This window comes from Actibacterium sp. EMB200-NS6 (assembly GCF_001305615.1).
GTDB lineage: Bacteria > Pseudomonadota > Alphaproteobacteria > Rhodobacterales > Rhodobacteraceae > Actibacterium_A > Actibacterium_A naphthalenivorans.
Window position 1 is genome coordinate 934,064 of the sequence record NZ_CP010869.1, and the last position, 25,061, is coordinate 959,124.

Sequence of the window (25,061 nt, forward strand, 5' to 3'; positions counted from 1 at the left end):
CCTTTTACCTTTCGGCGGACGGGAGTCAACCGATAATCATGCGCGGATGGCCTGTAAGCCGGATTCTGTCCGGGGGCTTGCGCCCCCTGGATGACCATTCCTCTATGCCCGCCGTTACCGACGCGCTTTAGCTGCCAACCCGGATCTCTGGGGTGAAGCCCCCTGGGGGCGTGCCCCCGCGAAATCCCTATTTGGCATTGCTCCCGGTGGGGCTTGCCGTGCCGGCCCTGTTGCCAGGTCCGCGGTGGGCTCTTACCCCACCGTTTCACCCTTACCCCGGATCGGATCCGGGGCGGTTTGTTCTCTGTGGCGCTTTCCCTCGGGTTTCCCCGGCCGGGCGTTACCCGGCACCGTTGCTTCATGGAGTCCGGACTTTCCTCGGGTCGCCCCGCGGCCATCCAGCCATCCGCGCCTGATGCACTTAGGCAGTGCGCGGCCCCTGGTCAACGGGGAAGCGTTGGGCCAGTGCCTGTATCGCCCGCAAATCGGCGCCCTCCAGCGGGCCCGTGGCACCGGGGCGAAACCGCAGCCGGAACGCCGCCAGTATCGCATCCTCGCCGCAGTCCGCCGTGTAGCCAAAGCGGCGCGCCGCCGTCAGGAAGGCACCGTTCGGCGTGTCGGGCCGCGAAGAGCGCGACAGGTGCGCGGGCCAGACGGACAGGCCCTGAAGCGCCAGCCGCCGCCAGTCGAACCGCGCGCCGGGGTCGATCTTGCGGTTCGGGGCCATGTCGGAATGTGCGATGACCCGTTCGGGCGGAATCGCCCACCGCGCCATCGCCCCGGCCAGAAGCCGTTCCAGCGCGGCCATCTGCGGTTCGGGAAAGGGTGTGTCGCCGTCATTGGCCAGCTCGATGCCGATCGAGCGGGAGTTCACGTCGCCGACCGCGCCCCAGGCCCCGGCGCCCGCGTGCCAGGCGCGATTCTCTTCCCTCACCAGTTGGCAGAGCGTTCCGTTTTCGGCGATCAGGTAATGCGCCGAAACCTCGCTTGCCGGGTCGCACAGCCGATCGAGCGCGGCATCGGCGCTGTTCATCGCGGTGTAGTGCAGAACGATCAGATCGGGCCGGGCGCCATTGCGGCGCTCCCCGAAATTGGGGGAGGGGCGGGTCAGTACCCCCACCCCCGGATCACCGGTTGACGACCAGCCGGAACGGCGCGGGATCCCAGTAGCAGGCGAAACCGTCACCGTCGGGGTCGAGACTGTGCCGGTCCCGCTCGGGGCCGCCGGTGGCCAGGAACGCTTCTTGCGCAAGGTCGGGAGAGGCATATTTGGCGCAGTTGCGATCAAAGGCGCCGGCGCGCTGCAACCCGCCGCGGCGATAGATGCTTTCGCCCACGCGATTTGTCGTCGACAGCGCGAATTCCACGATGTTCGGGCCCGCAGAGCCGGCGCGCTCGGGCACGGCGGTGGGTTCGATGAACACATATTGCTCGCGCTGCGCCTCGATCCGCTCGCGGTCGCTCTCGATGGATTCGCGGGACGATACGGCCGAGAAATCCTGCTCGTCCGAGATGCCGGGGTTGTTCACGCTGGCCAGCGGTGTAGTGCCGGCCCCCGGTGTCAGCTCTTCCAGCCCGGCGGCTCCGTTCGGATCGTCGGACGGCAGGGCTGGGGATTCCCCGATCAGCTCGATCTCGCGATCCGACTGATAGGTGTCATAGCTGCCAAAGCCGGAATCAGGCACGGCCGGGGCGCAGGCGGATACCGCCAGAAGGCCAAGAACCGGAAAGATGAAACGCATCACAAGATCCTGCTCTTTACGAATTTTTTCGGGTTTTACCACCATTTCACCGGTTTGGAAACAAAGCCGGCGGCGGTCTCCAGCGCATAGGCCGTGTTCAACAGCGCGTCTTCCTGCCAGGGGCGCCCGATCAGCTGAAGCCCCAGCGGCAGGCCGGATTTGTCGAGCCCGGCGGGCACCGCGATACCCGGCAGCCCGGCAAGGTTGACGGTGACCGTGAACACATCGTTCAGGTACATCTGCACCGGATCGGCCTCTGCCATCTCGCCCAGGCCGAAGGCGGCCGAGGGCGTGGCCGGCGTCAGGATCGCGTCGATGCCGGTGGCGAAGACATCGTCGAAGTCCTTCTTGATCAGGGTCCGCACCTTGCGCGCGCGGTTGTAATAGGCGTCATAAAAGCCCGCCGACAGCACATAGGTGCCGATCATCACCCGGCGCTGCACCTCGTGGCCGAATCCCTGGGCGCGGGTCTTTTCATACATCTGGGTGATGCCGTCGCCCTGCGCCAGCGTCGCGCGGTGGCCGTAGCGCACCCCGTCATACCGGGCGAGGTTCGAAGACGCCTCGGCCGGCGCGATCACGTAATAGGCGGGCAACGCGTATTTGGTGTGCGGCAGAGAGATATCGACGATCTCGGCGCCCGCATCGCGCATCATCTCGGCGCCCTGGTGCCAGAGGCTTTCGATCTCTTGGGGCATGCCGTCCATGCGGTATTCGCGCGGGATGCCGATCTTCTTGCCGCGGATGTCGCCGGTCAGGGCGGCCTCGAAATCGGGCAGGGGCAATTTGGCGCTGGTGCTGTCCTTGGGGTCGTGCCCGGCCATGGCCTGCAGCATGATCGCGGCGTCGCGCACGGTTTTGGTCATCGGCCCGGCCTGATCCAGCGAAGAGGCGAAGGCCACCACGCCCCAGCGCGAACAACGGCCATAGGTGGGTTTCAGCCCGGTGATGCCGACAAAGGCGGCGGGCTGACGGATCGAGCCGCCGGTATCGGTGCCGGTGGCGGCAAGGCACAGATCGGCCGCAACGGCGGAGGCCGAGCCGCCGGACGAGCCGCCGGGGGTCAGGGCGGTATCATCATTGCCGCGCCGCCATGGGTTCACGGCATTGCCGTAGGCGCTGGTTTCATTGGACGATCCCATGGCGAATTCGTCCATGTTCAGCTTGCCCAGCATCACCGCGCCATTGTCCCACAGGTTCTGCGAGACGGTCGATTCGTATTCCGGGCGGAAGCCTTCCAGGATGCGGCTGGCCGCCTGCGAGGGCACGCCCCGGGTGCAGAACAGATCCTTGATGCCCAGCGGGATGCCGCACATGGCGGGCGCGTCGCCCGCCTTGATCCGCGCGTCGGCGGCCTTGGCCTGGGCCAGCGCGATCTCGGGGGTCTTGTGAACGAAGGCGCCCAGCGCGTCTGCGGCCTCGATCTCGGTCAGGCAGGCCTCGGTGATCTCGGCCGATGTGACATCGCCGGCGCGCATCGCGTCGCGGGCGGCGCTGATGGTCAGTTTCGAAAGTTCGCTCATTATTCAACCACCTTCGGCACCGCAAAGAAGCCCTCGCGCGCATCGGGCGCGTTGGACAGGATCTTGTCTTGCATGTTTCCGTCCGTCACCACGTCTTCGCGCCGTTTCAGCCGCATCGGCGTGACGCTGGTCATCGGTTCCACCCCGTCGATATCGACCTCGTTGAGCTGCTCCATGAAGGTCAGGATCTGCGAAAGCTCGCCAGCCAGCGCGGGCAGGTCGTTCTCATCCACGCTGATGCGCGCCAGATGGGCGACGCGGCGGGCGGTGTCGATGTCGATGGACATGGGTTTGCTCCGTTCAAGAGGTCGCGCATGGGTTTATCGCCGCGCGGGGCGGGCTGCAAGCCGCCGGTGTCGCGGATGGGGGCAAAGGTGCCGGGAAAGGGCTGGAAGAGGTTGGGGCGCACCGCTAGGAATGCCGAAATACCGGCAGAACCCATCCAGAGGCCCCGAAATGTCAGATCACAGTTTCATCCTTACGCTCAAATGCGACGACAAGCGCGGCATCGTGGCGGCGGTGTCGGGTGCGGTGTCGGCGCTGGGAGGGAACATTCTGGAGAGCAATCAGTTCCGTGATCCCGAAAACAACATGTTCTTCATGCGACTGACCTTCGCCACCGACGGCCGCGACGATGCAGATGAGCTGCGCGCGCGGCTGGCGCCGGTGATCACCGCCTATGACATGGATGCGCAGATCGTGGACGCCGGGCGGGTGCCGAAGATCATTCTGATGGTGTCGAAATTCGACCATGCGTTGTTGCATCTTCTTTACCAGATCAAGGTCGGCTGGCTGAAGGCCGAGGTGATGGCCATCGTCTCCAACCACGAGGACGCGCGCCGCGCCGCCGAGAACGAGGGGATCGCCTATCACCATTGGCCGGTGACGAAGGAAACCAAGCCGGCGCAGGAAGCCAGGCTGCTGGCGCTGGTCGAGGAGACGGGGGCCGAACTGGTGGTGCTGGCGCGCTACATGCAGGTGCTGTCGAACGATCTGAGCAAGCGGCTTGCGGGCCGGATCATCAACATCCACCATTCCTTCCTGCCCTCGTTCAAGGGGGCAAAGCCCTATCACCAGGCGCATGAGCGCGGGGTCAAGCTGATCGGGGCGACCGCGCATTACGTGACCGCCGATCTGGACGAAGGCCCGATTATCGAGCAGGAGACAGAGCGCGTCAGCCATGCCCTGACGGCCGAGGATTACGTGGCGGTGGGGCGCGATATCGAAAGCCGGGTACTGGCGCGCGCGGTGCGGCTGCATCTTCAGGGGCGGGTGCTGCCCAATGGCGCCAAGACGATCGTGTTCTCTCAGGCCTGAGGCACGGCGCGGTGGCGGCGATAGACCTCGATCATCCAGCCCAGCATGGCGGCGTTGAGGATATGCCACATGAAATGCGTGCCCAGAGGCCAGGCGGCGCATAGCGGCATGTCGAGCGTGCGGAACGTCAGCGAGACGATCAGCAGCGCTGCGCCGATGGCCAGCCCGCGCGCGGTGCCGGGGGCGCGGCGGCGCAGCAAGACCGCATAGATCGCGATCAGAAGCGGCACCGGCGCATAGCTGGCCGACGAGCCGAGCCAGGGCAGGCGGGCGAAAAGCGGCACCGTCGCCGCCGCGAAGGGAATGAACAGCGCGGTCAGCCCGAGGGCGGGCCAGGTCGCCAGGTTCCAGAAATGCCGGTTCGCCGTGTAGAGATAGAGCAGGATGAAACCGAGAATCGGCAGCACATCCGCCATCGAGGACCACGCCGTCGCATAGGTGTGGAACAGGAACGAGCCCACCCCGATCACCGCCAGCACGCCGGTCAGTGCCCGCGCCAGCGGCAGTTTTCCGGCGCCGATCCGCCGCCACATGATCAGCGCCGCGATCACGAAGGCGGCGTTCGTCAGCGCGTTGACAGGCTCGGCCCAGAAGGTGGCATCGACCCGCTCGCAATATGCGTCAACCTGTTGCGCCCAATTCATGTGACAATGCCCTCCGCTTTGCTAAGCTTGCCCCAGACAGACAGGGAGAGCGACATGAAAATTACGTGGTTGGGCCATTCCGGCTTTCGCATGGAGATCGGTGATCAGGTGTTGTTGATCGACCCATGGCTGACCGGCAACCCGATGTTCCCTGAGGCCCGGCGGGCCGAGGCCATCGCCGGCACGACCCACATCCTGATCACCCACGGCCATGGCGACCACACCGGCGACGCGCTGCCGCTGTCGCGCGAGCTGGATGCGCCGCTGGTGGGGATCTACGATCTGATGACCTGGTGGTCCGAGCAGGAGAACGTCAAGACCGTCGGCTTCAACAAGGGCGGGACCATCGCGCTGGGCGATGTCAGCGTGACGATGGTGAACGCGGTGCATTCCTCGTCGATCTCCGGCGCGAACGAGCCGATCTATACCGGCTCCGAGGCGGGCTTCATGATCGCCCATGGCGGGCGGACGGTTTATGTGTCGGGCGATACCGATGTGATGGCCGACATGAAGGTGTTCAACGATCTGCACGCGCCCGAGATCGGCATCCTGTGCGCCGGCGGGCATTTCACCATGGACATGCGCCGCGCCGCCTATGCCGCGAAGACGTTTTTCAACTTCAAGACGATCATCCCCTGCCACTATCGCACCTTCCCCCTGCTCGAGCAGTCGGCGGCGGTGATGAAGGACAACCTGCCCGAGGTGGACGTGATCGAGCCCGAGGTGATGGAGCCGATGACGTTCTGAGCCGCCGGGTTCAGAGCATCGTCACCACGACCTTGCCGGTGGATTTCCGGCCGCGCAGAAGCTCCAGTGCCTCGGCGGCGCGTTCCAGCGGCAGGACGTGGCTGATATGCGGCTTCAGTCGCCCGGCGGCGTGCCAGCCGAACAGCGTGGCCATGCTGCCGGTCAGCACCTCGGGGCGGAACGCCATGTAGCCGCCCCAGTACAGGCCGATGACGGAAATATTCTTCACCAGCAGGTGGTTGGCCGAAATCTGCGGAACCTCGCCGCTGGCAAAGCCGATGACGATGATCCGCGCCTCGGGATTGCAGGCGCGGAAGGCGGCCTTGAACTGATCGCCGCCGACAGGATCATAGACGACATCCGCGCCGCCCAGGGCCTTTACCGCCATGCGCAGATCCTCGGTCTCGCTGTCGATCAGGTGATCAGCGCCCGCCGCTTTCGCGGCCGCCAGCTTGTCGGCGCCGCGCGCGCAGGCAATCACGCGCGCGCCCATCAGCTTGCCGATCTCCACGGCCGTCAGCCCGACGCCGCCCGCCGCCCCCAGCACCAGAAGCGTTTCGCCGGGTTGCAGCCGCGCCTTGTGGTCCAGCGCCACATGCGAGGTGCCATAGGCGATCTGAAAGGCCGCGGCCTCTTCGACGCCCATGCTGTCGGGCAGGGGCACGCAGCGATCGGCCGGGAAGCAGCCGTAATCGGCCAGCCCGCCCGAGCCGGCGTAGACCGCCACCCGACGCCCCAAAAGCGACGGGTCGGCATCGGGCCCCAACGATTCGACCGTTCCGGCCAGTTCCAGCCCGAGGGTCGCGGGCAGCGGCGGCTTTTCCTGGTACTTCCCCTCGATCATCAGAAGGTCGGCGAAATTCAGCCCACAGGCCGCGATCCGGATCAAGACGGTATCTGCCTGCGGTTGTGGTATGGCACAGTGCGTCAGGCGCGGGGCTTGGCCGGTTTTTTCGATCTGAAAGGCACGCAAATCAATCCTCCTCCGGGGCCGGCCGGATCGCCGGGCGGCCATTCTTGCCAGATTTCGGAATAACGTAAAGCGCAGCTTGCCAGGGTCAGGGTTTTGCAAAGTGCATTGCAAAATGAAAAACACGCCAAAGGAGTATTCCATCTTTGCGAAACTTCCGGCGGGATAAGTGGGCCGAATTTCTGCATCTGCGTGGTGATGGATTTAAAGTGACTGAATAACAGGGATTTAACGGCGTTTCGATGCTGGCCGTGCGTTCCGTATGGACTTGGCACAATAATTGCTTACTTTTCTCAAAAGAGGAGTGCGACCATGAAACACCCCGTTGACGTTCATGTCGGCAAACGCATACGCCACCGTCGCTGGATGGTGGGTATGACCCAACAGCAACTTGCTGAACGTGTTGGAATCAAATTCCAGCAGATTCAGAAATACGAAACGGGAATGAACCGTGTCAGCGCCTCCCGGCTTTGGGATATCGCCGATGCGCTCGAGGTTCCCGTCAGCTTCTTCTTCGAAGGGCTGGGACAAAAGCACGCGGATGACATCGAAGCGGGCACAGCCCCCGCCGACATTCTGAGCGACAAGGAAGCGCTGGAACTGGTTCGCTCTTACTACGCGATCCCCGAAAATCAGCGCCGCCGCCTGTTCGAACTTGCCCGCGTCCTCAGCGACGCGGCGTGAGATCGGGTTGACGCCCAAGGCATTGGCAGGGTACCGCCGCAGGAACAGAGCGGAAATCACCCGCCTGAAATGCCGGGACCTTCGATGCAGGATATCAATCGTGACACGCTGATCGCCACGGCCCATGCCGTGGCCGATGTTGCGCGTGTCGAAACGCTGGCCTATTTCCGCGGGGCCGGGCTGAACATCGAAAACAAGGCCGATGGCGGGTTCGATCCCGTCACCGTCGCCGACCGTGCCGCCGAACGGGCGATGCGCGCCGAACTGGCGCGTCGCCGCCCCGAAGACGCGGTTCTGGGCGAAGAGATGGGGCCGACCGCCGGAACCAGCGGCCTGACCTGGGTGCTGGATCCGATCGACGGCACCCGCGCCTATCTTTCCGGCACGCCCACATGGGGGGTGCTGATCGCCGCCTCCGACGCGGACGGCCCGCGGTTCGGCATCATCGACCAGCCCTGGACGGGCGAGCGCTTTGTCGGCGGGCTGGGCGAGGCGCGGCTGGACAGCCCCCATGGCAGCCGCCCGCTGGCCACCCGCGCGCCGCGCCCGCTGTCGGAAGCGATCCTGTTCACCACCTTTCCCGAAGTGGGCACCGAGGCCGAAGGGCGCGCCTTTCACGCGCTTTCGGCACAGACGCGCCTGACGCGCTACGGGATGGATTGCTATGCCTATGCGCTGCTGGCGCTGGGGCAGATCGATCTGGTGGTCGAGGCCGGGCTGCAACCCTATGACATCCACGCCCCGATCGCGGTGATCGAGGCTGCGGGCGGTATCGTCACCAACTGGCGGGGCGGCCCGGCGCATGCGGGCGGGCGGGTCGTGGCGGCGGCGAATGAAACCGTGCTTGCCGCGGCTCTGGCCATACTTTCGAAGGCCGAAGACTGATCCGATGACACATGTTCTGATCCGCGATGCCGATACGATTCTGACGATGGACGATCAGCGCCGCGCGCTTTCGGGCGCCGATCTGCGCCTGCGCGGCGGTCAGGTGGCCGAGATCGGGCCGGGCCTGGCCCCCGGCGATGCCGAGATCGTGCTGGCCCGTGGCTGTGTCGTCACGCCCGGCCTTGTGAATACGCATCACCATCTGTTCCAGACCCTGACGCGGGCGGTGCCCGGCGGGCAGGATGCGCTGCTGTTCGGCTGGCTGAAGACGCTGTACCCGATCTGGGGCCGCTTCGGCCCGGAAGAGGTGCATGCCTCGGCCATTGTCGGGCTGGCGGAACTGGCGCTGTCGGGCTGCACCATGAGTTCGGACCACATGTATCTGCATCCCAACGGCGCGCGGGTGGATGACACGATCGCGGCGGCACAGCAGGTGGGGCTGCGGTTTCATCCGACACGCGGCGCGATGAGCATCGGCGAAAGCGCGGGCGGGTTGCCGCCGGATGGTCTGGTCGAGGACGAGGCGGCCATTCTGGATGACAGCATCCGCCTTATCGACGCTTTCCACGACGCGCGCGAGGGCGCGATGGTGCGGGTCGGGATTGCGCCCTGTTCGCCCTTCACGGTCAGCCGCGCGCTGATGCGCGATGCGGCGCTTCTGGCGCGCGACAAGGGGGTGCGGCTGCACACGCATCTGGCCGAGAATGACGAGGATATCGCCTATTCGCAGGCCCGCTTCGGCTGCCGCCCCGGGCAATATGCCGAAGATCTGGGCTGGACGGGCGACGACGTCTGGCATGCCCATTGCGTCAAGCTGGACGGGGCCGAGATTGACCTGTTCGCGCGTTCGGGCACGGGCGTGGCGCATTGCCCCTGTTCCAACTGCCGGCTGGGGTCGGGCATTGCGCCGGTGCGGGCGATGCGCGACGCGGGCGTCCGGGTCGGGCTTGGTGTCGATGGATCGGCATCGAATGACAGTGGAAATCTGGCGGCGGAGGCGCGTCTGGCGATGCTGCTGCAGCGGGTGTCACGCGGCGCCGATGCGATGGGCGCGTGCGAGGCGCTGGAGATTGCGACGCGCGGCGGGGCAGAGGTGCTGGGCCGGCCCGATTGCGGGCAGTTGAGCATCGGCAAGCGGGCGGATGTGGCCATCTGGGATGTGTCGGGGGTGGAAAGTGCCGGAAGCTGGGACAAGGCCGCGCTGCTGCTGGCGGGGCCGACCCGCGTGCGGGATCTGTTCGTCGAAGGGCGCCAGATCGTGCGCGACGGGCAGATGTGCACGATCGATCTGCCGCTGGCGGTGGAACGTCAGAACAGGCTTGCGGCGCGACTGGCCGACAAGCCGTTCATGCCATCGTGAGGCCGTCGGTGCCCCCGGCTCAGTCGGTCAGAGAGGGCGGCGGGCCGTCGTTCCCTTTTCCCTCGATATTCTGAAGCGGCAGGCGCCGGAACGGGTTGCGGGCGCTGCCCGTCATCCCGCGCATTCGGTGTGACACCGGGCCATTGCGCCTGTCCAGAGCCAGGCGAAACGCCATGATCTCTCGGGTTTCAAGGTTGAAGTAGCGGGCGATCTCGGCATCGCTCAGGCCGAGGTCGGTGAGTGTCCGAAGCGTGGCGGCCGGGAACGGGGCCATGGCTTCTTCCGCCGGGGTGATCATTTCAGCGGTCCGGTCCGGTTCGGACCATTTGGTGATTGAGCCGCATCTGGGCATTTCTGTTTCGGTTCCCCATGACTTTCCATACATCGTTTCCGCCTCCTCCTGCGGAAGTTCTCTGTCATGCCCCGTATCCGGGGCATTGGTCGTCGCGGTTCGCTGGTGTGTGATGTCCTTTCATGTTGCGGCGGGGTGCGGCCGCCGTTGCGAGTCCGAGGATAGGGACGGCCCGGTCCGCCTTCAACGGTCATGCCGCAAGGCGCCGCCGATCAGCCATCCCCCGCCGATGCGCGCGCAGCATGGTTCGCTCTGGTTTGAACGTAGTTCACAAGGCCTGCGCATAGGGTCTCAAGACGGGCTGCGCCGAAACGGGCGTATCGTCTGTTGCGGGGGCGGTGGCCGGAAGAAGCGCGAAACGCTTTGATTTCAATGAATAATATCAGAAGCTCGTCTTTTTATGTATCCCGTCGGGAAACAAAAAATGCTTCTGGGCGCGCATTGTTGCCCTGTGCGCGTGAATGCGCCGCAGAGCCATAAAGTTTGATCGGTGTCGCAGGATTCTTACAATCACTTGCGACACCCGTCGCGCTCGGCGACGGCGAGTTTTCAGGTGAATCAGCGGGGGCACTATGTCGATCATCTATCGCGAAGATTTCGAAACGGACGGGAACGGGACACGCTACACCACGTCGGTGCCCGAGTTCACCGATGGCAGCGGGGATTTCTTCACCCGCACTGATGGCAGCACGATCGGCTCGTTCTACTCGGTTACCGGGTTTTCCGGCGCCTATTACTTTGCCGTAATGGATACCAACGGCGAAGCGCCCTATGCCAGCACCGTCAGCCTGTCGATCGGCGGGATCGACATCGCGGGCTATTCCAGCATCGAGATTTCCGGCCTCTTTGCCGAGGATGACGACAGCACCAATCAGGATTGGGACGCGGATTCGCTGGTCTATGTCGAGGCGCAGGTCGACGGTGGCGGCTATGCCAAGGTGCTGCAATTCGCATCGGGCGGGTTCACCAATTCCGAACCGGGCCTCGATGCCGATTTCGACGGTACCGCCGACGGCCCCGCGCTGACCGCGACCTTCACCAACTATATCGCGGCCCTTGCCGGAACCGGTTCCGTGCTTGATCTGCGCGTCACCTTCGAAAACCTCGAAGCGGGTGACGAAGATATCTCGATCGACGACATCACCGTCAGCGGCACCGCCGCCTCGACCGATGTGACCGTTCTGGATGAAACCTTCGACGACGCCACCGGCTTTACCACCAGCACCGCCTTCTTCTCGGATGGCTATTACGATTACTTCGGCATCAGCGATGGCGCCAGCGGCGGCGATTTCGGCGGCGACCCGCAGCCGGGCGCGGATTTCACGGGCTACACCGGCACGACCGGGTCGTTCCTGACCGGGCAGGACCTTGACGGCGAAGGTGCCGCCCTGCCGATCACCGCGAGTTGGACCGGGCTTGATGTTTCCGGTCTGAGCAACCTGAGCTTCTCGGGCGAGTTCGCCGAACTGTTCGAAAACAGCGGCAATATCGACGCGGCCGATTACATCCGCGTCATCGCCGCGATCGACGGCGGGGCCGAGCAGACCGTGCTGGAATTCCGGGGCGCCGACTTCAGCTCTACCAGCGGGCCCTACAACGGCATCTTCCGCCTGGATACCGATGCCGACGGCATCGGCGACGGCACCGCGCTGACCAATGACATGACGGCCGTTCTGGCCAGCATCGCCGGTACCGGCAGCACGCTGGACCTGCGGCTCGAGCTCAGCGTCGATGCGGGCTATGAGGATTTCGCGCTGGATAACTTCAAGGTCGTCGGCACTTCGGGCGCCACGGTCAGCCCCGCCGTCATCGCCCGCACCGGCGACGGGCTGGCCGTGACCGAGGAAGGCGAAACCACCGACACGTTCACACTGGAACTGGCCACCAGCCCGGCCGCGCCGGTGACCGTCACCGTCACCGCGCCCGACGCGCAGACGCTGGTCAGCGCCGATGGCGTGACATTCGCCGCCAGCGCCGATGTGATCCTGTCGGACATGACACCGGCCACCGTGACCGTGCGGGCCGTGGACGACGCGATCGACGAGGCCGCGCCGCATCTGGGCGATCTGGCCTTCACCGTCGCCAGCGCCGACACCGATTACAACGGGCTGACCGTCGGCAATCTGAACGTCGCGATCGACGACAATGATTTCTCCATCACCCTGATTTCCGAAATTCAGGGGGCGGGCGCGGCCTCGGCCATGACCGGGCAGGAGGTTACGGTCGAAGGTGTCGTGACCGGGCTGATCACCGGCTCCAGCGGCGTGACCGGCTATTTCATCCAGGAAGAGGATGCCGACAGCGACGGTGACGCCGCCACCTCGGAAGGTGTGTTCGTTTACGCGCCGGGGGCCGCCGTGGCCGTGGGCGACAAGCTGCGCCTGACCGGCACCGTGGCCGAGTTCAGCAACCTGACCGAAATCACCAGCGTGTCTTACACCCAGGTGCTGGCCACCGGCGTGGCCCTGCCGACCGCCACGATGATCACCCTGGGCATGGGCCCGGATTTCGAAGCCTATGAGGGGATGCGGGTGGAGCTGGTCACCGGGTCCGCCGATCCGCTGACCGTGATCACCAATTTCAACCTCGACCGCTATGGCGAGGTTCAGGTTTCCGAAGGTGTGCAGACCACGCCCACCCAGATCCTCGATCCGAACACCCAGCAGGCCGAGATCGACGCGCTGACCACAGCGAACCTGACCAGCCGCCTGACCATCGACGACGGCTCGACCGCGCAGAACCCCGACACCTATACGCTGATCGATTCCGGCGACGGCACCCCGCTGACGGCGGGCGACCCGATCACCGCCGCCGGGCCGACGCTGCGCCTTGGCGCCGAGGTGAGCTCGGTCATCGGCGTGATGGATGAGCGTTACGGCGTCTACCGCATTCAGTCCGAAGGTCCGCTCGATACGGTGGACAGCACCAACGAAGGCGCCCGCCCGGCCACCGCGCCGGTCGTCGGCGGCGAGATGACGGTCGCCAGCTTCAACGTGCTGAACTACTTCACCACGCTGGATGACGGTTCGCTGACCGGCCCCAACGGCGATCTGGACCCGCGCGGCGCCACCACGGCCGCCGATCTGGTGCGCCAGACCGACAAGATCGTCGCCGCGCTGGTGGAGCTGGACGCCGACATCATCGGCCTGCAGGAGCTGGAGAATAACGGCTTCGGCACCGACAGCGCCATCGCCGCGCTGGTGGATGCGCTGAACACGGCGCTTGGCGCCAATGTCTACGGCTATGTCGATCCGGGCGTGCCCTTCGTGGGGACCGATGCGATCACCACCGGCATCATCTACAAGACCGCCGTTGTGGCGCCCGTCGGCGCGCAGGTTCTGACCTTTGCCGAGGATTCGGCGGCTGCGACCTATGCGCTGGTGGACACGATCCAGCAGCAGACCGGTACCAGCCCGGTTGGCGACTATCAGCGCAACCGCCCCAGCATCGCGGCGACCTTCGTCGATGCCGATGGCAGCGAGGTCACGGTGGTGGCCGATCACTTCAAGTCCAAAGGCTCCAGCGGTCTGGACACGCTTGTGTCCGACGCGATCGGCGCCGGCGTTTCGCAGACGCTGATCGACGCGCTGCTGGCCGATCCGAACTATGACAGCGGCGACGGCCAGGGCTTCTGGAACCAGGTGCGCGCGGATGCAGCGGCCGAGCTGACCGCCTGGCTGGCCACCAACCCGACCGGCGCCTCCGACCCGTCGAACATCGTGATCCTGGGCGATCTGAACGCCTATGCGATGGAGGACCCGGTTCAGACCATCGTCGGCGACGGCTACACCGATCTGGCCAGCGCCTACCCGGGCGATCAGGCCTATAGCTATGTCTTCGACGGGCAGCGCGGCACGCTCGATTACGGTCTGGCCAGCGGCGATATTCTGGACAATGTCACCGGCGTCGCCGAATGGCACATCAACGCCGATGAACCGGATCTGCTGAACTATTCCTCGCAATATTCGGATGTGTCTTTCTATAACGCCGATTTCTACGCGGCATCCGACCATGATCCGCTGGTTCTGGGCCTGACGCTGGATGACCCGACCGCGCTGGCGCGGATTGACTTCCTGTCGATCAGAAAACGCGATTATGCGGTCTATTCGGTTGACGGGGTCGAGGTGGATGAACAGCGCCTGCGCTATGTCCAGAAGTCGATCGACCTGCAGACCCCCGGCATCCAGATCGACGCGGCCGACGTCAACCTTGGTGCGGTCAAGCTGGCGATGATCGGCGACGGCCTCGGCGTGCGCTCGGCGCTGGGTGACCGGCCGATGAAACGGCAGGACGGCCGGACGCTCGACCAGGAGGAGACGGCAACCTTCAGCCTGACCGATGCCGGCGGCCTGGGTGACGCGCTGGAGGTGGAGTTCGAATTCGCCAATGTGAAGGGCTCGGGCGAGGTGGCGCTGGACTTCTATTCCAGCGGTGTTCTCGTCGACACGGCCCTGCTGAGCATTGCCAATGACGCGGTGTCCTATGATCTGATGGGCAACACGTCTTTCGATCAGGTCACGCTCGGGGTGACAGGCGATCTGGCGCTGGAAATTTCGGCGGTCGATTTCTATCGGCTCGAGACCGACACGTTCCTGTTCGGATGATGCGGGCGGGTCCGGCCAAAGGGCCGGGCCCCCATGCCGGTGGGTCGGTCAGTTCGCGATACCTTTGAGAAAGACCTGAAGCGCAAGTTCGAATCTCGCGGTGACGTATGCGTCGTTCGGCACGAAGCCGTTCGGATCAAGCAGCCGCTCGATCACGCTTTCGTACACCATGTCGCGTAAGAGCGCGGCCACGGCCCGGCTGTCGCAGGGGCCGATTTCGCCCTTGTCCACGGCGCGGTCAATCTCGACCTGAATGGTCGCGAGCAGCGCCTTCGGGCCTTCCTCGAGGAACGCCTTGGCAAGCTGCGGTTGCCTGAGCGCCTCGAAGATAATGACGCGCAACAGTTCGTTCGGCATTTCCCCGGACAGGTAAGTGGAGGCCGGAGAGAGCATGAGCCGCAGCCGCTCCACGAACGGAAGCTGCTTTTGCTGTTCTGACAAAGGCTGGGCAAAGGTCAGGCGAATGCGGCGGACACAAGCGGTGACCAGCTCTTCCTTGCTGCCGAATATGTCGTAGATCGTGCGTTTGGACATTCCGGCTTCGCGGGCGATGGCGGACATGGAGCTTCGGGCCATGCCGCGGCTGGCCATGACCCGCTCTGCCGCGTCCAGAATCAGTTTCTCACGCGCCTCGGGGTCCAGCTGGACGGGGCGGCCAGGGCGGCGGATGCCTTTTGTGCAAGCGCTCATTCTCGTTTCCATGTTGATCAGCGCACACAAAGTTTTTATGAGCGCGCAAAACTCGGCGCTTTACAAAACCGAGTGGTTTTCTTATTGCCATTAATATCAGCGACGATCAACGTTTTTAACCGTCTCAGGAGTCCGTCATGGTGCCTAGCCGCTCAGCGCTTAAATCGATCGTTCTTGCGGCCTCGTTGCTGTCGGGAATTCCGGCGGGCGTCGCCCTGGGCCAGGAGGATCGGCCACCGACCCCGGTCACGGTCGTGACGCTGGCCGAGCAGGATGTCACACTGACCTCGATTCTTCCGGGGCGTGTGGTGGCTTCGGGCGTTGCCGAGGTGCGCCCGCAGGTTGCGGGCATCATCACCGAACGCCTGTTCGAGGAAGGCAGCTTCGTTACCCAGGGGGACGAGCTTTATCGCATTGATCCGGCCAGCTACGAGGCGCAGGTGGCCGCGGCCACCGCCGCCGTCGCGCAGGCCGAAGCGACGCTGAGCTCCGCCCAGAAGGAAAGCGACCGGATGCAGGCACTGCTGGAGCGCAGGGTCGTCAGCCAGCAGAACCTTGATGACGCGAATGCCATCCGCGATGCCGCCGCCGCCGCCTTGCAGGTGGCGCAGGCGCAGCTTCTGGCGGCGAATATCGATCTTGACCGCACCACCATCCGCGCGCCGCTGACGGGCGAGGTGGGGCGCTCTTTGACTACGCGCGGCGCGCTGGTTACCGCCGGGCAGGCCGGGGCGCTTGCGGTGATCCGCCAGCTTGATCCGGTTTACGTTGACGTGACGCAATCGGCGGCCGAGCTGATCCGCTGGCGCCGGGGCGAAACCCAGGCCGAGCTTGGCAACGCCAACCGCACCGTGGTTCTGACTCTGGCCGACGGCGAACCCTATGAATTCACGGGGGAACTTACGGCCGCCGAGCCGCACGTGGACGAACAGACCGGGGTGGTTGTGCTGCGGCTGGAGTTTCCCAACCCGGACGAGCTGCTTTTGCCGGGCATGTATGTTCAGGTGGAAATGCCACAGGGGGTGATTGCCAATGCGGTGCTGGCACCGCAGGATGGCGTGACGCGTGACCGGCGCGGGCGCCCGATCGCGCTGGTCGTGAACGAGCAGAATGTCATCGAGGAGCGGACCCTGACGGTGGTGCGCAATATCGGCTCTGACTGGATCGTCAGCGCCGGGCTGGAAGACGGCGACCGGATTATCGTGGAGGGGTTGCAAATGGTGGGCGTGGGAATGACCGTTGTTCCCGAAGAACGGCAACCGACCCAAACGCAGACCGAGAACTGACCTCTAACCACAGAAAGCGCTCTTATGGCACGTTTCTTCATCGACAGGCCGGTTTTTGCTTGGGTCATTTCGATCATCATCATGGGGATCGGCGCGTTGTCGATCTTCAGCCTGCCGATCTCGCAATATCCGCCGATCGCGCCGCCGTCGGTGCGGATCAGCGCCGTCTACCCCGGCGCCTCGGCCGAGACGGTGGCGAACACGGTCACGCAGGTCATCGAACAGCAGATGACCGGGCTGGATGGCATGCGCTATATCAGTTCCAGTTCCACCTCGGCCGGCACCGCCCAGATCACCCTGACCTTCGAAACCGGGACGGACCCGGACATCGCGCAGGTCCAGGTTCAGAACAAACTTGCGCAGGCCACGCCGCTATTGCCGGAAACCGTACAGCGCCAGGGTGTCTCGGTTCAGAAAGCCACATCCAGCTTTTTGATGGTCATCGCGCTGATTTCGGACGATGGCACGCTCGAACAGGTGGATCTTTCGGATTATCTGAACACCAACCTCGTGGACGAGTTCAGCCGGATCGACGGTGTGGGCGGCGTTCAGGTGTTCGGCGCGCAATATGCCATGCGGATCTGGCTGGACCCGTCCAAGCTGGCGGCGTTCGAGCTGACACCGTCGGACGTGGTTGCGGCGGTGGCGTCGCAGAACGCCCAGATTTCGGCGGGGGCGTTCGGAACGCTACCGACGGTGGAAGGCCAGAAACTGAACGCGACGATCACGGCGCAATCGTTGCTGAGTACTCCGGATGATTTTGAACAGATCGTGCTGCGGGCCGAGACCGATGGCGGCCTTGTGCTGGTGAAAGACGTGGCGCGGGTAGAGATCGGCGCCGAGAACTACAACACGCTCGCGCGCTTCAACGGCAATCCTTCGTCGGGCATGGCGATCCAGCTTGCCACCGGCGCCAACGCGCTCGACACCGCGGAGCGCGTGAAGGAGCGGATCGAAGAATTCGCGGAGTTCTTCCCCGAGGGTGTCAGCTATGTGATCCCCTATGACACCACGCCTTTTGTCGAGATTTCGATCCACGAAGTGGTCAAGACGCTGTTCGAGGCGATCGTGCTGGTGTTCTTCGTGATGCTGCTGTTCCTGCAGAACCTCCGCGCCACGCTTATTCCGACGCTGGCGGTTCCCGTCGTGCTGCTTGGCACGTTCGGTATCCTGGCCGTCGCCGGGTTCACCATCAACACGCTGACCATGCTGGCGATGGTGCTGGCGATCGGCCTGCTGGTGGATGACGCCATCGTCGTGGTGGAAAACGTGGAACGTATCATGGAGGAGGAGGGGCTGGGCCCGAAAGAGGCCACCTATAAATCCATGGGCCAGATCACCGGAGCGCTGATCGGTATCGCGCTGGTGCTGTCGGCGGTGTTCGTGCCGATGGCGTTTTTCGGCGGGTCGACCGGGGTGATCTATCAGCAGTTCTCGATCACCATCGTCTCGGCCATGACGCTGTCTGTCGTGGTCGCCCTGACGCTGACACCGGCGCTGTGTGCCACGCTGCTGCGTCCGAAAGATGCCCATCACGGCAAGCGCGGCCCGTTCGGCTGGTTCAACACGGGCTTTGACAAGCTGCTCGGCGGGTATGCCGCCAGCGTCGGCTATATCATCACGCGCCCGGTCCGGATCGGGATACTTTATCTCGGCGTGATCGTCGCGATGGGCTGGCTGTATGTGAACACGCCCACGGGCTTTTTGCCGGATGAGGATCAGGGCATTCTTCTGACCCTGATCCAGGGGCCCACGGGCGCGACCATCGACAGGACCGTTGCCGTTGTCGAGCAGGTCGAGGCGCATTTTCACGATACCGAAGGGGATTCTGTGGAATCGACCTTTGGTGTGGGCGGCTTCAGCTTCGCCGGTCAGGGGCAGAACATGGGGCTGGCCTTCATCCGGCTGAAGGACTGGTCCGAGCGGGAGGACCCGGAGCAAAACGTTCAGGCGATTGCCGGCCGGGCCGCCGGGGCTTTCCAGCAAATCCGCGATGCAAGGGTCTTTCCGATCGTGCCACCGGCGGTGACCGAGCTTGGCAACGTCAGTGGCTTCGATTTCTACCTGCAGGCGCGTAACGGCCAGAGCCATGAACAGCTTCTGGAAGCCCGCAACATGCTGCTCGGGATGGCCTCGCAAAGCGAGCTTATCGGCTCGGCCCGCCCCAACGGGCTGGAGGATGCAGCGCAGTTCAACCTGAACATCGACTGGCGCGCGGCCGGGGCGATGGGGCTGTCGGCCACGGATGTCGGCAATCTTCTGTCGGTTGCGTGGGCCGGGCGGTATGTGAACGATTTCCTCGATCAGGGCCGGATCAAGCGCGTCTACGTTCAGGGCGAGGCCGACGCGCGGGCAACGCCGGCGGATATCGAACGCTGGTGGATCCGGAACAACAGCGGCGGCCTTGTGCCCTTCTCCAACTTCTCCGAAGGCGATTGGCAGTTCGGGCCGCAAGGTGTTGCTCGCTACAATGGTGTGCCCGCGATGCAGGTCCAGGGCACTCCGGCGGCGGGTGTGACAACCGGCGAGGCGATGGCGGAAATTGAACGGCTTGCAACGCAGCTTCCGCCCGGCTTTGCCCTTGCCTGGACCGGGCTGTCGCTGGAGGAACGCGAATCCGGCAATCAGGCACCGATGCTCTACGCCCTGTCGCTGGCTGCCGTGTTCCTGTGCCTTGCGGCGCTTTACGAAAGCTGGGCCATTCCCTTCGCGGTCATGATGGCCATGCCCACAGGCGTGCTGGGCGCGCTTATCGGCGCCAAGCTGGGCGGGTTTGAAAATGGTGTCTTCTTTCAGGTCGGCCTGCTGACCGTGGTCGGTCTGACCGGCAAGAACGCAATCCTTATCGTTGAATTCGCCAGGGAACGGGTGACTGCCGGCGAGTCGCTCTATGAGGCGGTGAAAACCGCCGCACGGCAGCGTTTCCGGCCGATCATCATGACGTCGATGGCCTTTTCGCTGGGTGTTTTCCCGCTGGTGATCAGCACCGGCGCGGGGGCCGGCGGGCGTAATGCGATCGGTGCCGGCGTGTTTTCCGGAACGATCACCGGAACGGTTCTGAGCGTTCTGTTCGTGCCGTTGTTCTTTGTGATGGTGCGCCGCTTGTTCCGCAACCTCGCCTGACATTTCGGGGCTGCCGGTGCGCTGGCGGCCCCGCTACACCCTGCCTGAATGCCCGAGCCGGGCACAGAGCCCTGGCCCGCTTCCGGCCTCCGAAAGCTGAATCGCGGCTGCCGAAAAATGCGGCTACACCGCACCGGAGAGCCAAGAATGCCAGCGATGTAGCGGCGAGCCGCGACAGAAACGCCCGCATTTCATTTCTTTGCAATCTGCAAATGGACAGTGCCCGGCGGCGCGTTAAAGTAGAATCAATTCAAGCTGTGAGGGTTCCGCAATGCAGATTGCCACAGCAGACCGACCCAGGAAATCCAGGAAACAGGGCGCGGCGGGCGCAGAGCGTATATCGCTCGATGTCGTGTATGAGTCTGCTAAGATACTGACCGGTGCAACCGATCCCATCAGCCAGATGGCATCCGTTCTGAACGTGCTGTCGTCTTTCATGGGGCTCAGGCATGGCGCGGTTGCCCTGCTGGCCGATCCGGACGCGGCCCATCCTTCCGCGAAGTCCAACCCCTATGTGATCGCAGCGACCAGCCTGACGACGGAGCTTCAGCCGCCATCCTGCGGGGCCATCCCCGAAGCCGTGGCCGCGCTTGTGTTTCGCACGGGCGTGGCAATGGTTTCGCAGGATGTGGTGGCGGAATTCGGCGCGGACGCGCTTCCGCCCAATGCGCGCGGTGACAAGATGGCGCTGTTCGCCGTGCCGATCCGCGAGCAGGCGAAATCGCCGCTGGTGCTGGGTGTGCTCTGTGTCTATCGGACGCTCGAAGAGCCTTCGACAAGCACGCTGGACAACGACCTGCGCGTGCTGACCATGATCGCCTCTTTGTTCGAGCAGTCGCTGCGGTTCCGCCGGCTTGTGGCGCGCGACCGGTCGCGGATCATGAACGAGGCGCGCAACGCGGTGAAGGCTGCGCAGGCGGGCGCCGGCAGCCAGACAACCCCGATCGACGGGATCATCGGCGACAGCCCCGAAATCGAAACCGTCATCGCCCGGATCCGCAAGGTCGCCAAGACCAGCGCGCCGGTTTTGCTGCGCGGCGAAAGCGGCACCGGCAAAGAGCTGTTCGCCCGTGCCATTCATGCCCTGAGCGAGCGCAAGGACAAGCCCTTCGTCAAGCTCAACTGCGCGGCGCTGAGCGAAACGCTTCTGGAAACGGAGCTGTTTGGCCATGAAAAGGGCTCTTTCACCGGCGCAATGGCGCAGAAGAAAGGGCGTTTCGAACTGGCCGATGGCGGCACGCTGTTCCTGGATGAAATCGGTGAGATCAGCCACGAGTTTCAGGCCAAGCTGCTGCGCGTGTTGCAGGAGGGCGAGTTCGAGAGGGTGGGGGGCACCAAGACGCTGCGCGTCGATGTGCGGATCGTCACCGCGACGAACCGCGACCTCGAGGATGCCGTTGCCAAGGGTGATTTCCGGGCCGATCTCTATTTCCGGATCTGCGTCATTCCGATCATGCTGCCACCGCTGCGCGACCGGCCGGGCGACATTCCGAAACTGGCGCAGAATTTCCTGGATCGGTTCAACCGCGAGAACAACCTGAGCCTGAGCTTTGCCGACGATGCGTTCGAAACGCTGTTTGCCTGCAAGTTCCCCGGAAATGTGCGCGAGCTGGAAAACTGCGTCAGCCGTGTGGCGGCGCTGGCGGCGGGGCCGGTGATTGCCGCGTCGGATATGGCCTGCCAGCAGGATGCCTGCCTGTCGGCCGAGCTGTGGCGGCTGCAAAGCGTCGACAGCTCGCCGATCGGCGGCTTGTCGGCCGGGCGGGTGGTGCGCCCGATCGTCAACCAGATGCCGCCGGCGACGGCACCGTCGAACTGCCCCGGCCAACCCCGCAAGACCGCCAACACAGAACGTGACGAGCTGATCGCCGCGATGGAACAGGCCGGCTGGGTGCAGGCCAAGGCGGCGCGGCTGATGGGCATGACCCCGCGCCAGATCGGGTATGCGCTGAAGAAGCACAATATCGACATCCGCAAATTCTGACCGGCTTTCCGCGGGGGCGGCGATGCCTGAGCGTGATTGTCGGGTTCCCTACCATCTGTCGGGGGGGCGACACTGACAGCACAGGGCGCGCGGCAAGTTCAGGCGATTTCAATGACTTAATACTTGGCACTCTGTTTGCTTCCTTAATCTCTGAACAGGGATCGAAAAGGAAGCAAGCCCATGACCGCCAATGTTATCTCGCTCGATGGTCTCAAGGTCGCGTCGCGCGACGACCTGTCGAAAGCCATCGAAGACAAGGGATGCGAAAGCTCCGCCTGCGGATCGTCCGATGGCCCTTCGGACATGGCCCCCGAAATCTGGGAGAAGGTGAAGGATCACCCCTGCTATTCGGAAGAGGCACATCACTATTTCGCCCGTATGCATGTGGCCGTCGCCCCGGCCTGCAACATCCAGTGCAACTATTGTAACCGCAAATACGATTGCGCCAACGAAAGCCGCCCCGGCGTGGTGTCCGAGCGGCTGGACCCCGAACAGGCGGCGCGCAAGGTGATCGCCGTGGCCAACGAGGTGCCGCAGCTTTCGGTGCTCGGCATCGCCGGGCCGGGCGACAGCGCCTATGACTGGCGCAAGACCAAAGAGACCTTCGATCTGGTCTACAAACAGCTTCCCGACATCAAGCTTTGCCTGTCGACCAATGGCTTGGCGCTGCCCGATCATGTCGATGATCTGCTCGAGATGAACATCGACCATGTGACGCTGACCATCAACATGATCGACCCGGAGGTGGGCACGAAGATCTATCCGTGGATCTTCTATCAGCACAAGCGCCACACCGGGCTCGAGGCCAGCAAGATCCTGCATGAACGCCAGATGCAAAGCCTCGACCTGCTGGCCGAGCGCGGGATTCTGGTGAAGGTCAATTCCGTCATGATCCCCGGGATCAATGACAAGCACCTGCTGGAGGTGAACAAGGTCGTCAAGGAAAAGGGCGCCTTCCTGCACAACATCATGCCGCTGATCTCTGCCCCCGAGCATGGCACGGTCTTCGGTCTGGAAGGTCAGCGCGGCCCGACCGCCGCCGAACTGAAGGAACTGCAGGATGCCTGTGCCGGGGGCGCCAACCTGATGCGCCATTGCCGCCAGTGCCGCGCCGATGCCGTCGGCCTGCTGGGCGAGGATCGCGGCCAGGAATTCACCATGGATCTGGTGCCCGAAGAGGTGAGCTATGATCCCGCCAAACGCGAGGCCTATCGGGAATGGGTTGCCGGTGAACGGATGGATCGCCGCGCCGCCGCCGAAGTGGCAAAGGGTGAAACCACCGCGACCGTGGCCGAGGACGCCAAGGCGATGCTGGTGGCCGTGGCCACCAAGGGCGGCGGCCGTATCAACCAGCATTTCGGCCATGCGACCGAATTCCAGGTCTTCGAGGTGGATGCCGATGGCGTGCGTTTCGTCACGCACCGCCGCGCCGACAATTACTGCGTCGGCGGCTACGGCGAGGATGACAAGCTGGATGAGGTGATCCGCACGCTGGAAGGTGTTCCGGTGATCCTGTGCGCCAAGATCGGCGACTGCCCGCGCGAGGCGCTGGAGGCCGCCGGAATCGAGGCGATCGACGATTACGCCTTCGACTATATCGAAACCGCCGTTTCGGCCGTGTTCCGCGCCCGCAACGGCCTGCCGGCCGAAGAGGCCGTCAGCGCCTGATCTGCCGACTGAAAAGGAGACTACCCATGAGCCTGAAAATCATCGTGTCGCAATGCACCGTCTGTGGCGCCTGTGAGTTCGAATGCCCCAACGCGGCGATCAAGTTCAAGAATGACACCTATGTCATCGATCCGGCGCTCTGCACCGAATGCGAAGGCAGCTATGACTCGCCGCAATGTGCCGAAGTCTGCCCGGTGCCCGACACCTGCGTTCCGGCCTGATCCGGCGATGCCCGAAGGTCCGGCACCGGTCGACTGGGAGGGCAGGCCCCTTGAGTGCGGGGCCTGCCGTTTCCGCGGCCGTCTGGATCTCGGGCAATGCGGGCAGGGCTGGGCCTGTGTGCATGACCGCTATGCCAAGCGGATCGAGCGGTTTTTCGTGCTGAACCCGGACCTGGCCGACGCGTGCCTGACCATGCCCTATTTCGAAACCCGGATGAACGCGGCGCGGGTGGCCACGCTGTTTCGCCTGCCCCGGCTTCTGAACGATGCCGATGCGGGGGTGCGGGCGATGGCCATCCTGCGCCTGCCGGTGACCCATGCCCGCCGGCGCATCAAGGATCCCGACCGGCGGGTGCGGATCGCGGTGGCGCATCGTCTGCCGCTGGAAAAGTTGCTGCCGATGCTGTCGGACCCCGACAGCTATGTCCGGCAGATCGCCACGCGCCGGGCCGATCCGGGAATGCTGCCGACCATGGTGCGCGACGAAGACCCCGAGATCCGCCGCATCGTCGCGCGGCGGATCGGCGAAAACTGGCTGGTGCATTTCGTCACCGACCCCGACCCGCTGGTGCGGCGCGAGGCGGCGGCGCGGATGCCCGCCGCCCGGCTGGGCGCCTATGCCCGGGACGATGACCTTCGGGTGCGCCACACCGTGGCCGAACGCGCCCCGCCCGATCTGGCACGGGCCCTGCTGGACGACCCCGAGGATGTGATCCGCGAAACCGCCGCCGAACGTCTGGCGCAATTGAAAGAGGTACCTGACGATGTCGACCGATGACCGCGAGATCGAGGTGTACAAGCCGCCCATCTACATGCCCGGCGCCAAGGTGCAGTCGAAAAAGAACATCCGCAACGACGGCACCATGATGGGCAAGGAGATTGGCGAGGTTGTCGTGAAAAAGGGCGATATCGGCTATGTGCGCGATATCGGCGTCTATCTTCAGCAGTTCTATATCTACGCGGTTGAATTCGTGGATCGCAACTCGATCGTCGGCATGCGCGGGCGCGAACTGATCGACCTGGAAAACCCGGAGGCCCGGCCATGAAGGTGATGATCCGCGAAACCGCCAAGGGCACCGAGGTTTACGTGCCCAAGAAGGATCTTGAGGAAATGATCGTCGAGACCGAGAGCCCCGCCCTCTGGGGCGGCTGGGCGCGCCTGTCGAACGGATGGGTGCTGGAACTGCCGGCCTTCGACGAAGCCCCGAAACTTCCGATCACGATAGAGGCCAGACGTCTGGCCAATGCAGAGGATTGAGCG

Annotated in this window: 22 protein-coding genes and 1 other RNA gene; 14 read left to right on the forward strand and 9 right to left on the reverse strand. The window is 64.3% G+C overall.

Annotated features, from left to right (window positions below):
• Positions 1–38 precede the first annotated feature (38 nt).
• The 5 genes from rnpB to gatC form a co-directional block, all read right to left on the reverse strand.
• An RNA gene (gene rnpB / locus TQ29_RS17725) (RNase P RNA component class A) lies at positions 39–410 on the reverse strand.
• Positions 411–421: 11 nt separating this feature from the next.
• A complete protein-coding gene (locus tag TQ29_RS04670) occupies positions 422–1,120 on the reverse strand; it encodes an N-acetylmuramoyl-L-alanine amidase (RefSeq protein ID WP_255353387.1) in 699 nt (232 codons plus the stop codon).
• 7 nt (positions 1,121–1,127) lie between these two features.
• On the reverse strand, positions 1,128–1,742 hold the full coding sequence (locus tag TQ29_RS20590; protein ID WP_054538216.1) for a hypothetical protein: 615 nt from the start codon (positions 1,740–1,742) through the stop codon (positions 1,128–1,130).
• Positions 1,743–1,777: 35 nt separating this feature from the next.
• Positions 1,778–3,265 carry an Asp-tRNA(Asn)/Glu-tRNA(Gln) amidotransferase subunit GatA gene (gene gatA / locus TQ29_RS04680; protein WP_054538217.1) on the reverse strand — a complete coding sequence of 496 codons (1,488 nt, stop codon included), beginning with the start codon at positions 3,263–3,265 and terminating at the stop codon, positions 1,778–1,780.
• Positions 3,265–3,552 carry an Asp-tRNA(Asn)/Glu-tRNA(Gln) amidotransferase subunit GatC gene (gene gatC / locus TQ29_RS04685; protein WP_037205941.1) on the reverse strand — a complete coding sequence of 96 codons (288 nt, stop codon included), beginning with the start codon at positions 3,550–3,552 and terminating at the stop codon, positions 3,265–3,267. Before gatC ends, gatA begins: the two co-directional genes overlap by 1 nt.
• Before the next feature lie 169 nt (positions 3,553–3,721).
• Between gatC and purU the strand changes: the two genes are divergently transcribed.
• A complete protein-coding gene (gene purU / locus TQ29_RS04690; protein ID WP_054538218.1) occupies positions 3,722–4,582 on the forward strand; it encodes a formyltetrahydrofolate deformylase in 861 nt (286 codons plus the stop codon).
• Here the strand turns inward: purU and TQ29_RS04695 are convergent.
• Complete coding sequence (locus TQ29_RS04695) at positions 4,573–5,226, reverse strand: ceramidase domain-containing protein (protein ID WP_054538219.1); 654 nt, start codon at positions 5,224–5,226, stop codon at positions 4,573–4,575. The two genes, purU and TQ29_RS04695, sit on opposite strands and share 10 nt — an antisense overlap.
• 54 nt (positions 5,227–5,280) lie before the next feature.
• On the opposite strand from TQ29_RS04695, the gene TQ29_RS04700 reads away from it, so the two are divergent.
• Positions 5,281–5,973, forward strand: coding sequence for a metal-dependent hydrolase (locus tag TQ29_RS04700; RefSeq protein WP_054538220.1), 693 nt, complete (start codon positions 5,281–5,283; stop codon positions 5,971–5,973).
• Between the two features lie 10 nt (positions 5,974–5,983).
• Here the strand turns inward: TQ29_RS04700 and TQ29_RS04705 are convergent, their stop codons facing one another.
• Positions 5,984–6,946, reverse strand: coding sequence for an NADPH:quinone oxidoreductase family protein (locus TQ29_RS04705; RefSeq protein WP_054538221.1), 963 nt, complete (start codon positions 6,944–6,946; stop codon positions 5,984–5,986).
• Positions 6,947–7,255: 309 nt separating this feature from the next.
• Here TQ29_RS04705 and TQ29_RS04710 point away from each other — a divergent pair, with 309 nt between their 5' ends.
• The 3 genes from TQ29_RS04710 (at position 7,256) to TQ29_RS04720 (ending at position 9,872) form a co-directional block, all read left to right on the forward strand.
• Entirely contained in the window at positions 7,256–7,627 is a 372-nt protein-coding gene (locus TQ29_RS04710; RefSeq protein WP_037205956.1) for a helix-turn-helix domain-containing protein, read from the forward strand.
• 84 nt (positions 7,628–7,711) lie between these two features.
• The gene (locus tag TQ29_RS04715; RefSeq protein ID WP_157445513.1) at positions 7,712–8,512 is read left to right on the forward strand and encodes an inositol monophosphatase family protein; all 801 of its coding nucleotides are present in this window, start codon (positions 7,712–7,714) and stop codon (positions 8,510–8,512) included.
• Between the two features lie 4 nt (positions 8,513–8,516).
• Positions 8,517–9,872 carry an 8-oxoguanine deaminase gene (locus TQ29_RS04720; RefSeq protein ID WP_054538223.1) on the forward strand — a complete coding sequence of 452 codons (1,356 nt, stop codon included), beginning with the start codon at positions 8,517–8,519 and terminating at the stop codon, positions 9,870–9,872.
• Between the two features lie 19 nt (positions 9,873–9,891).
• On the opposite strand, the gene TQ29_RS04725 is transcribed toward TQ29_RS04720, so the two are convergent.
• A complete protein-coding gene (locus tag TQ29_RS04725) occupies positions 9,892–10,170 on the reverse strand; it encodes a hypothetical protein (RefSeq protein ID WP_144244542.1) in 279 nt (92 codons plus the stop codon).
• Positions 10,171–10,796: 626 nt separating this feature from the next.
• On the opposite strand from TQ29_RS04725, the gene TQ29_RS04730 reads away from it, so the two are divergent.
• The gene (locus TQ29_RS04730; protein WP_054538225.1) at positions 10,797–14,828 is read left to right on the forward strand and encodes an ExeM/NucH family extracellular endonuclease; all 4,032 of its coding nucleotides are present in this window, start codon (positions 10,797–10,799) and stop codon (positions 14,826–14,828) included.
• A gap of 48 nt (positions 14,829–14,876) precedes the next feature.
• On the opposite strand, the gene TQ29_RS04735 is transcribed toward TQ29_RS04730, so the two are convergent.
• Positions 14,877–15,518: a TetR/AcrR family transcriptional regulator gene (locus TQ29_RS04735; RefSeq protein WP_054538226.1), complete on the reverse strand. Its 642-nt coding sequence runs from the start codon at positions 15,516–15,518 to the stop codon at positions 14,877–14,879.
• 137 nt (positions 15,519–15,655) lie between these two features.
• Here TQ29_RS04735 and TQ29_RS04740 point away from each other — a divergent pair, with 137 nt between their 5' ends.
• The 8 genes from TQ29_RS04740 to nifT all read left to right on the forward strand — a co-directional run bounded on the left by TQ29_RS04740 (position 15,656) and on the right by nifT (position 25,058).
• Positions 15,656–16,804, forward strand: coding sequence for an efflux RND transporter periplasmic adaptor subunit (locus TQ29_RS04740; RefSeq protein ID WP_054538227.1), 1,149 nt, complete (start codon positions 15,656–15,658; stop codon positions 16,802–16,804).
• A 24-nt stretch (positions 16,805–16,828) separates the two neighbouring features.
• Positions 16,829–19,927: an efflux RND transporter permease subunit gene (locus TQ29_RS04745; protein WP_054538228.1), complete on the forward strand. Its 3,099-nt coding sequence runs from the start codon at positions 16,829–16,831 to the stop codon at positions 19,925–19,927.
• Positions 19,928–20,198: 271 nt separating this feature from the next.
• Positions 20,199–21,911 (forward strand): nif-specific transcriptional activator NifA, encoded by a 1,713-nt coding sequence (nifA, locus tag TQ29_RS04750; RefSeq protein WP_054538229.1) that lies wholly within the window; start codon positions 20,199–20,201, stop codon positions 21,909–21,911.
• A gap of 180 nt (positions 21,912–22,091) precedes the next feature.
• Positions 22,092–23,579: a nitrogenase cofactor biosynthesis protein NifB gene (gene nifB, locus TQ29_RS04755; RefSeq protein WP_054538230.1), complete on the forward strand. Its 1,488-nt coding sequence runs from the start codon at positions 22,092–22,094 to the stop codon at positions 23,577–23,579.
• Positions 23,580–23,605: 26 nt separating this feature from the next.
• Positions 23,606–23,800, forward strand: coding sequence for a 4Fe-4S dicluster domain-containing protein (locus tag TQ29_RS04760; RefSeq protein ID WP_037205978.1), 195 nt, complete (start codon positions 23,606–23,608; stop codon positions 23,798–23,800).
• A gap of 7 nt (positions 23,801–23,807) precedes the next feature.
• Positions 23,808–24,578, forward strand: a complete 771-nt coding sequence (locus TQ29_RS04765) for a 4Fe4S-binding leucine-rich repeat protein (protein ID WP_054538231.1) — start codon at positions 23,808–23,810, stop codon at positions 24,576–24,578.
• Positions 24,565–24,846: a nitrogen fixation protein NifZ gene (locus tag TQ29_RS04770; RefSeq protein WP_037205985.1), complete on the forward strand. Its 282-nt coding sequence runs from the start codon at positions 24,565–24,567 to the stop codon at positions 24,844–24,846. The genes TQ29_RS04765 and TQ29_RS04770 overlap by 14 nt, the downstream gene beginning before the upstream one ends.
• The gene (gene nifT / locus TQ29_RS04775; protein WP_037205987.1) at positions 24,843–25,058 is read left to right on the forward strand and encodes a putative nitrogen fixation protein NifT; all 216 of its coding nucleotides are present in this window, start codon (positions 24,843–24,845) and stop codon (positions 25,056–25,058) included. Before TQ29_RS04770 ends, nifT begins: the two co-directional genes overlap by 4 nt.
• The last annotated feature ends 3 nt before the right edge of the window (positions 25,059–25,061 follow it).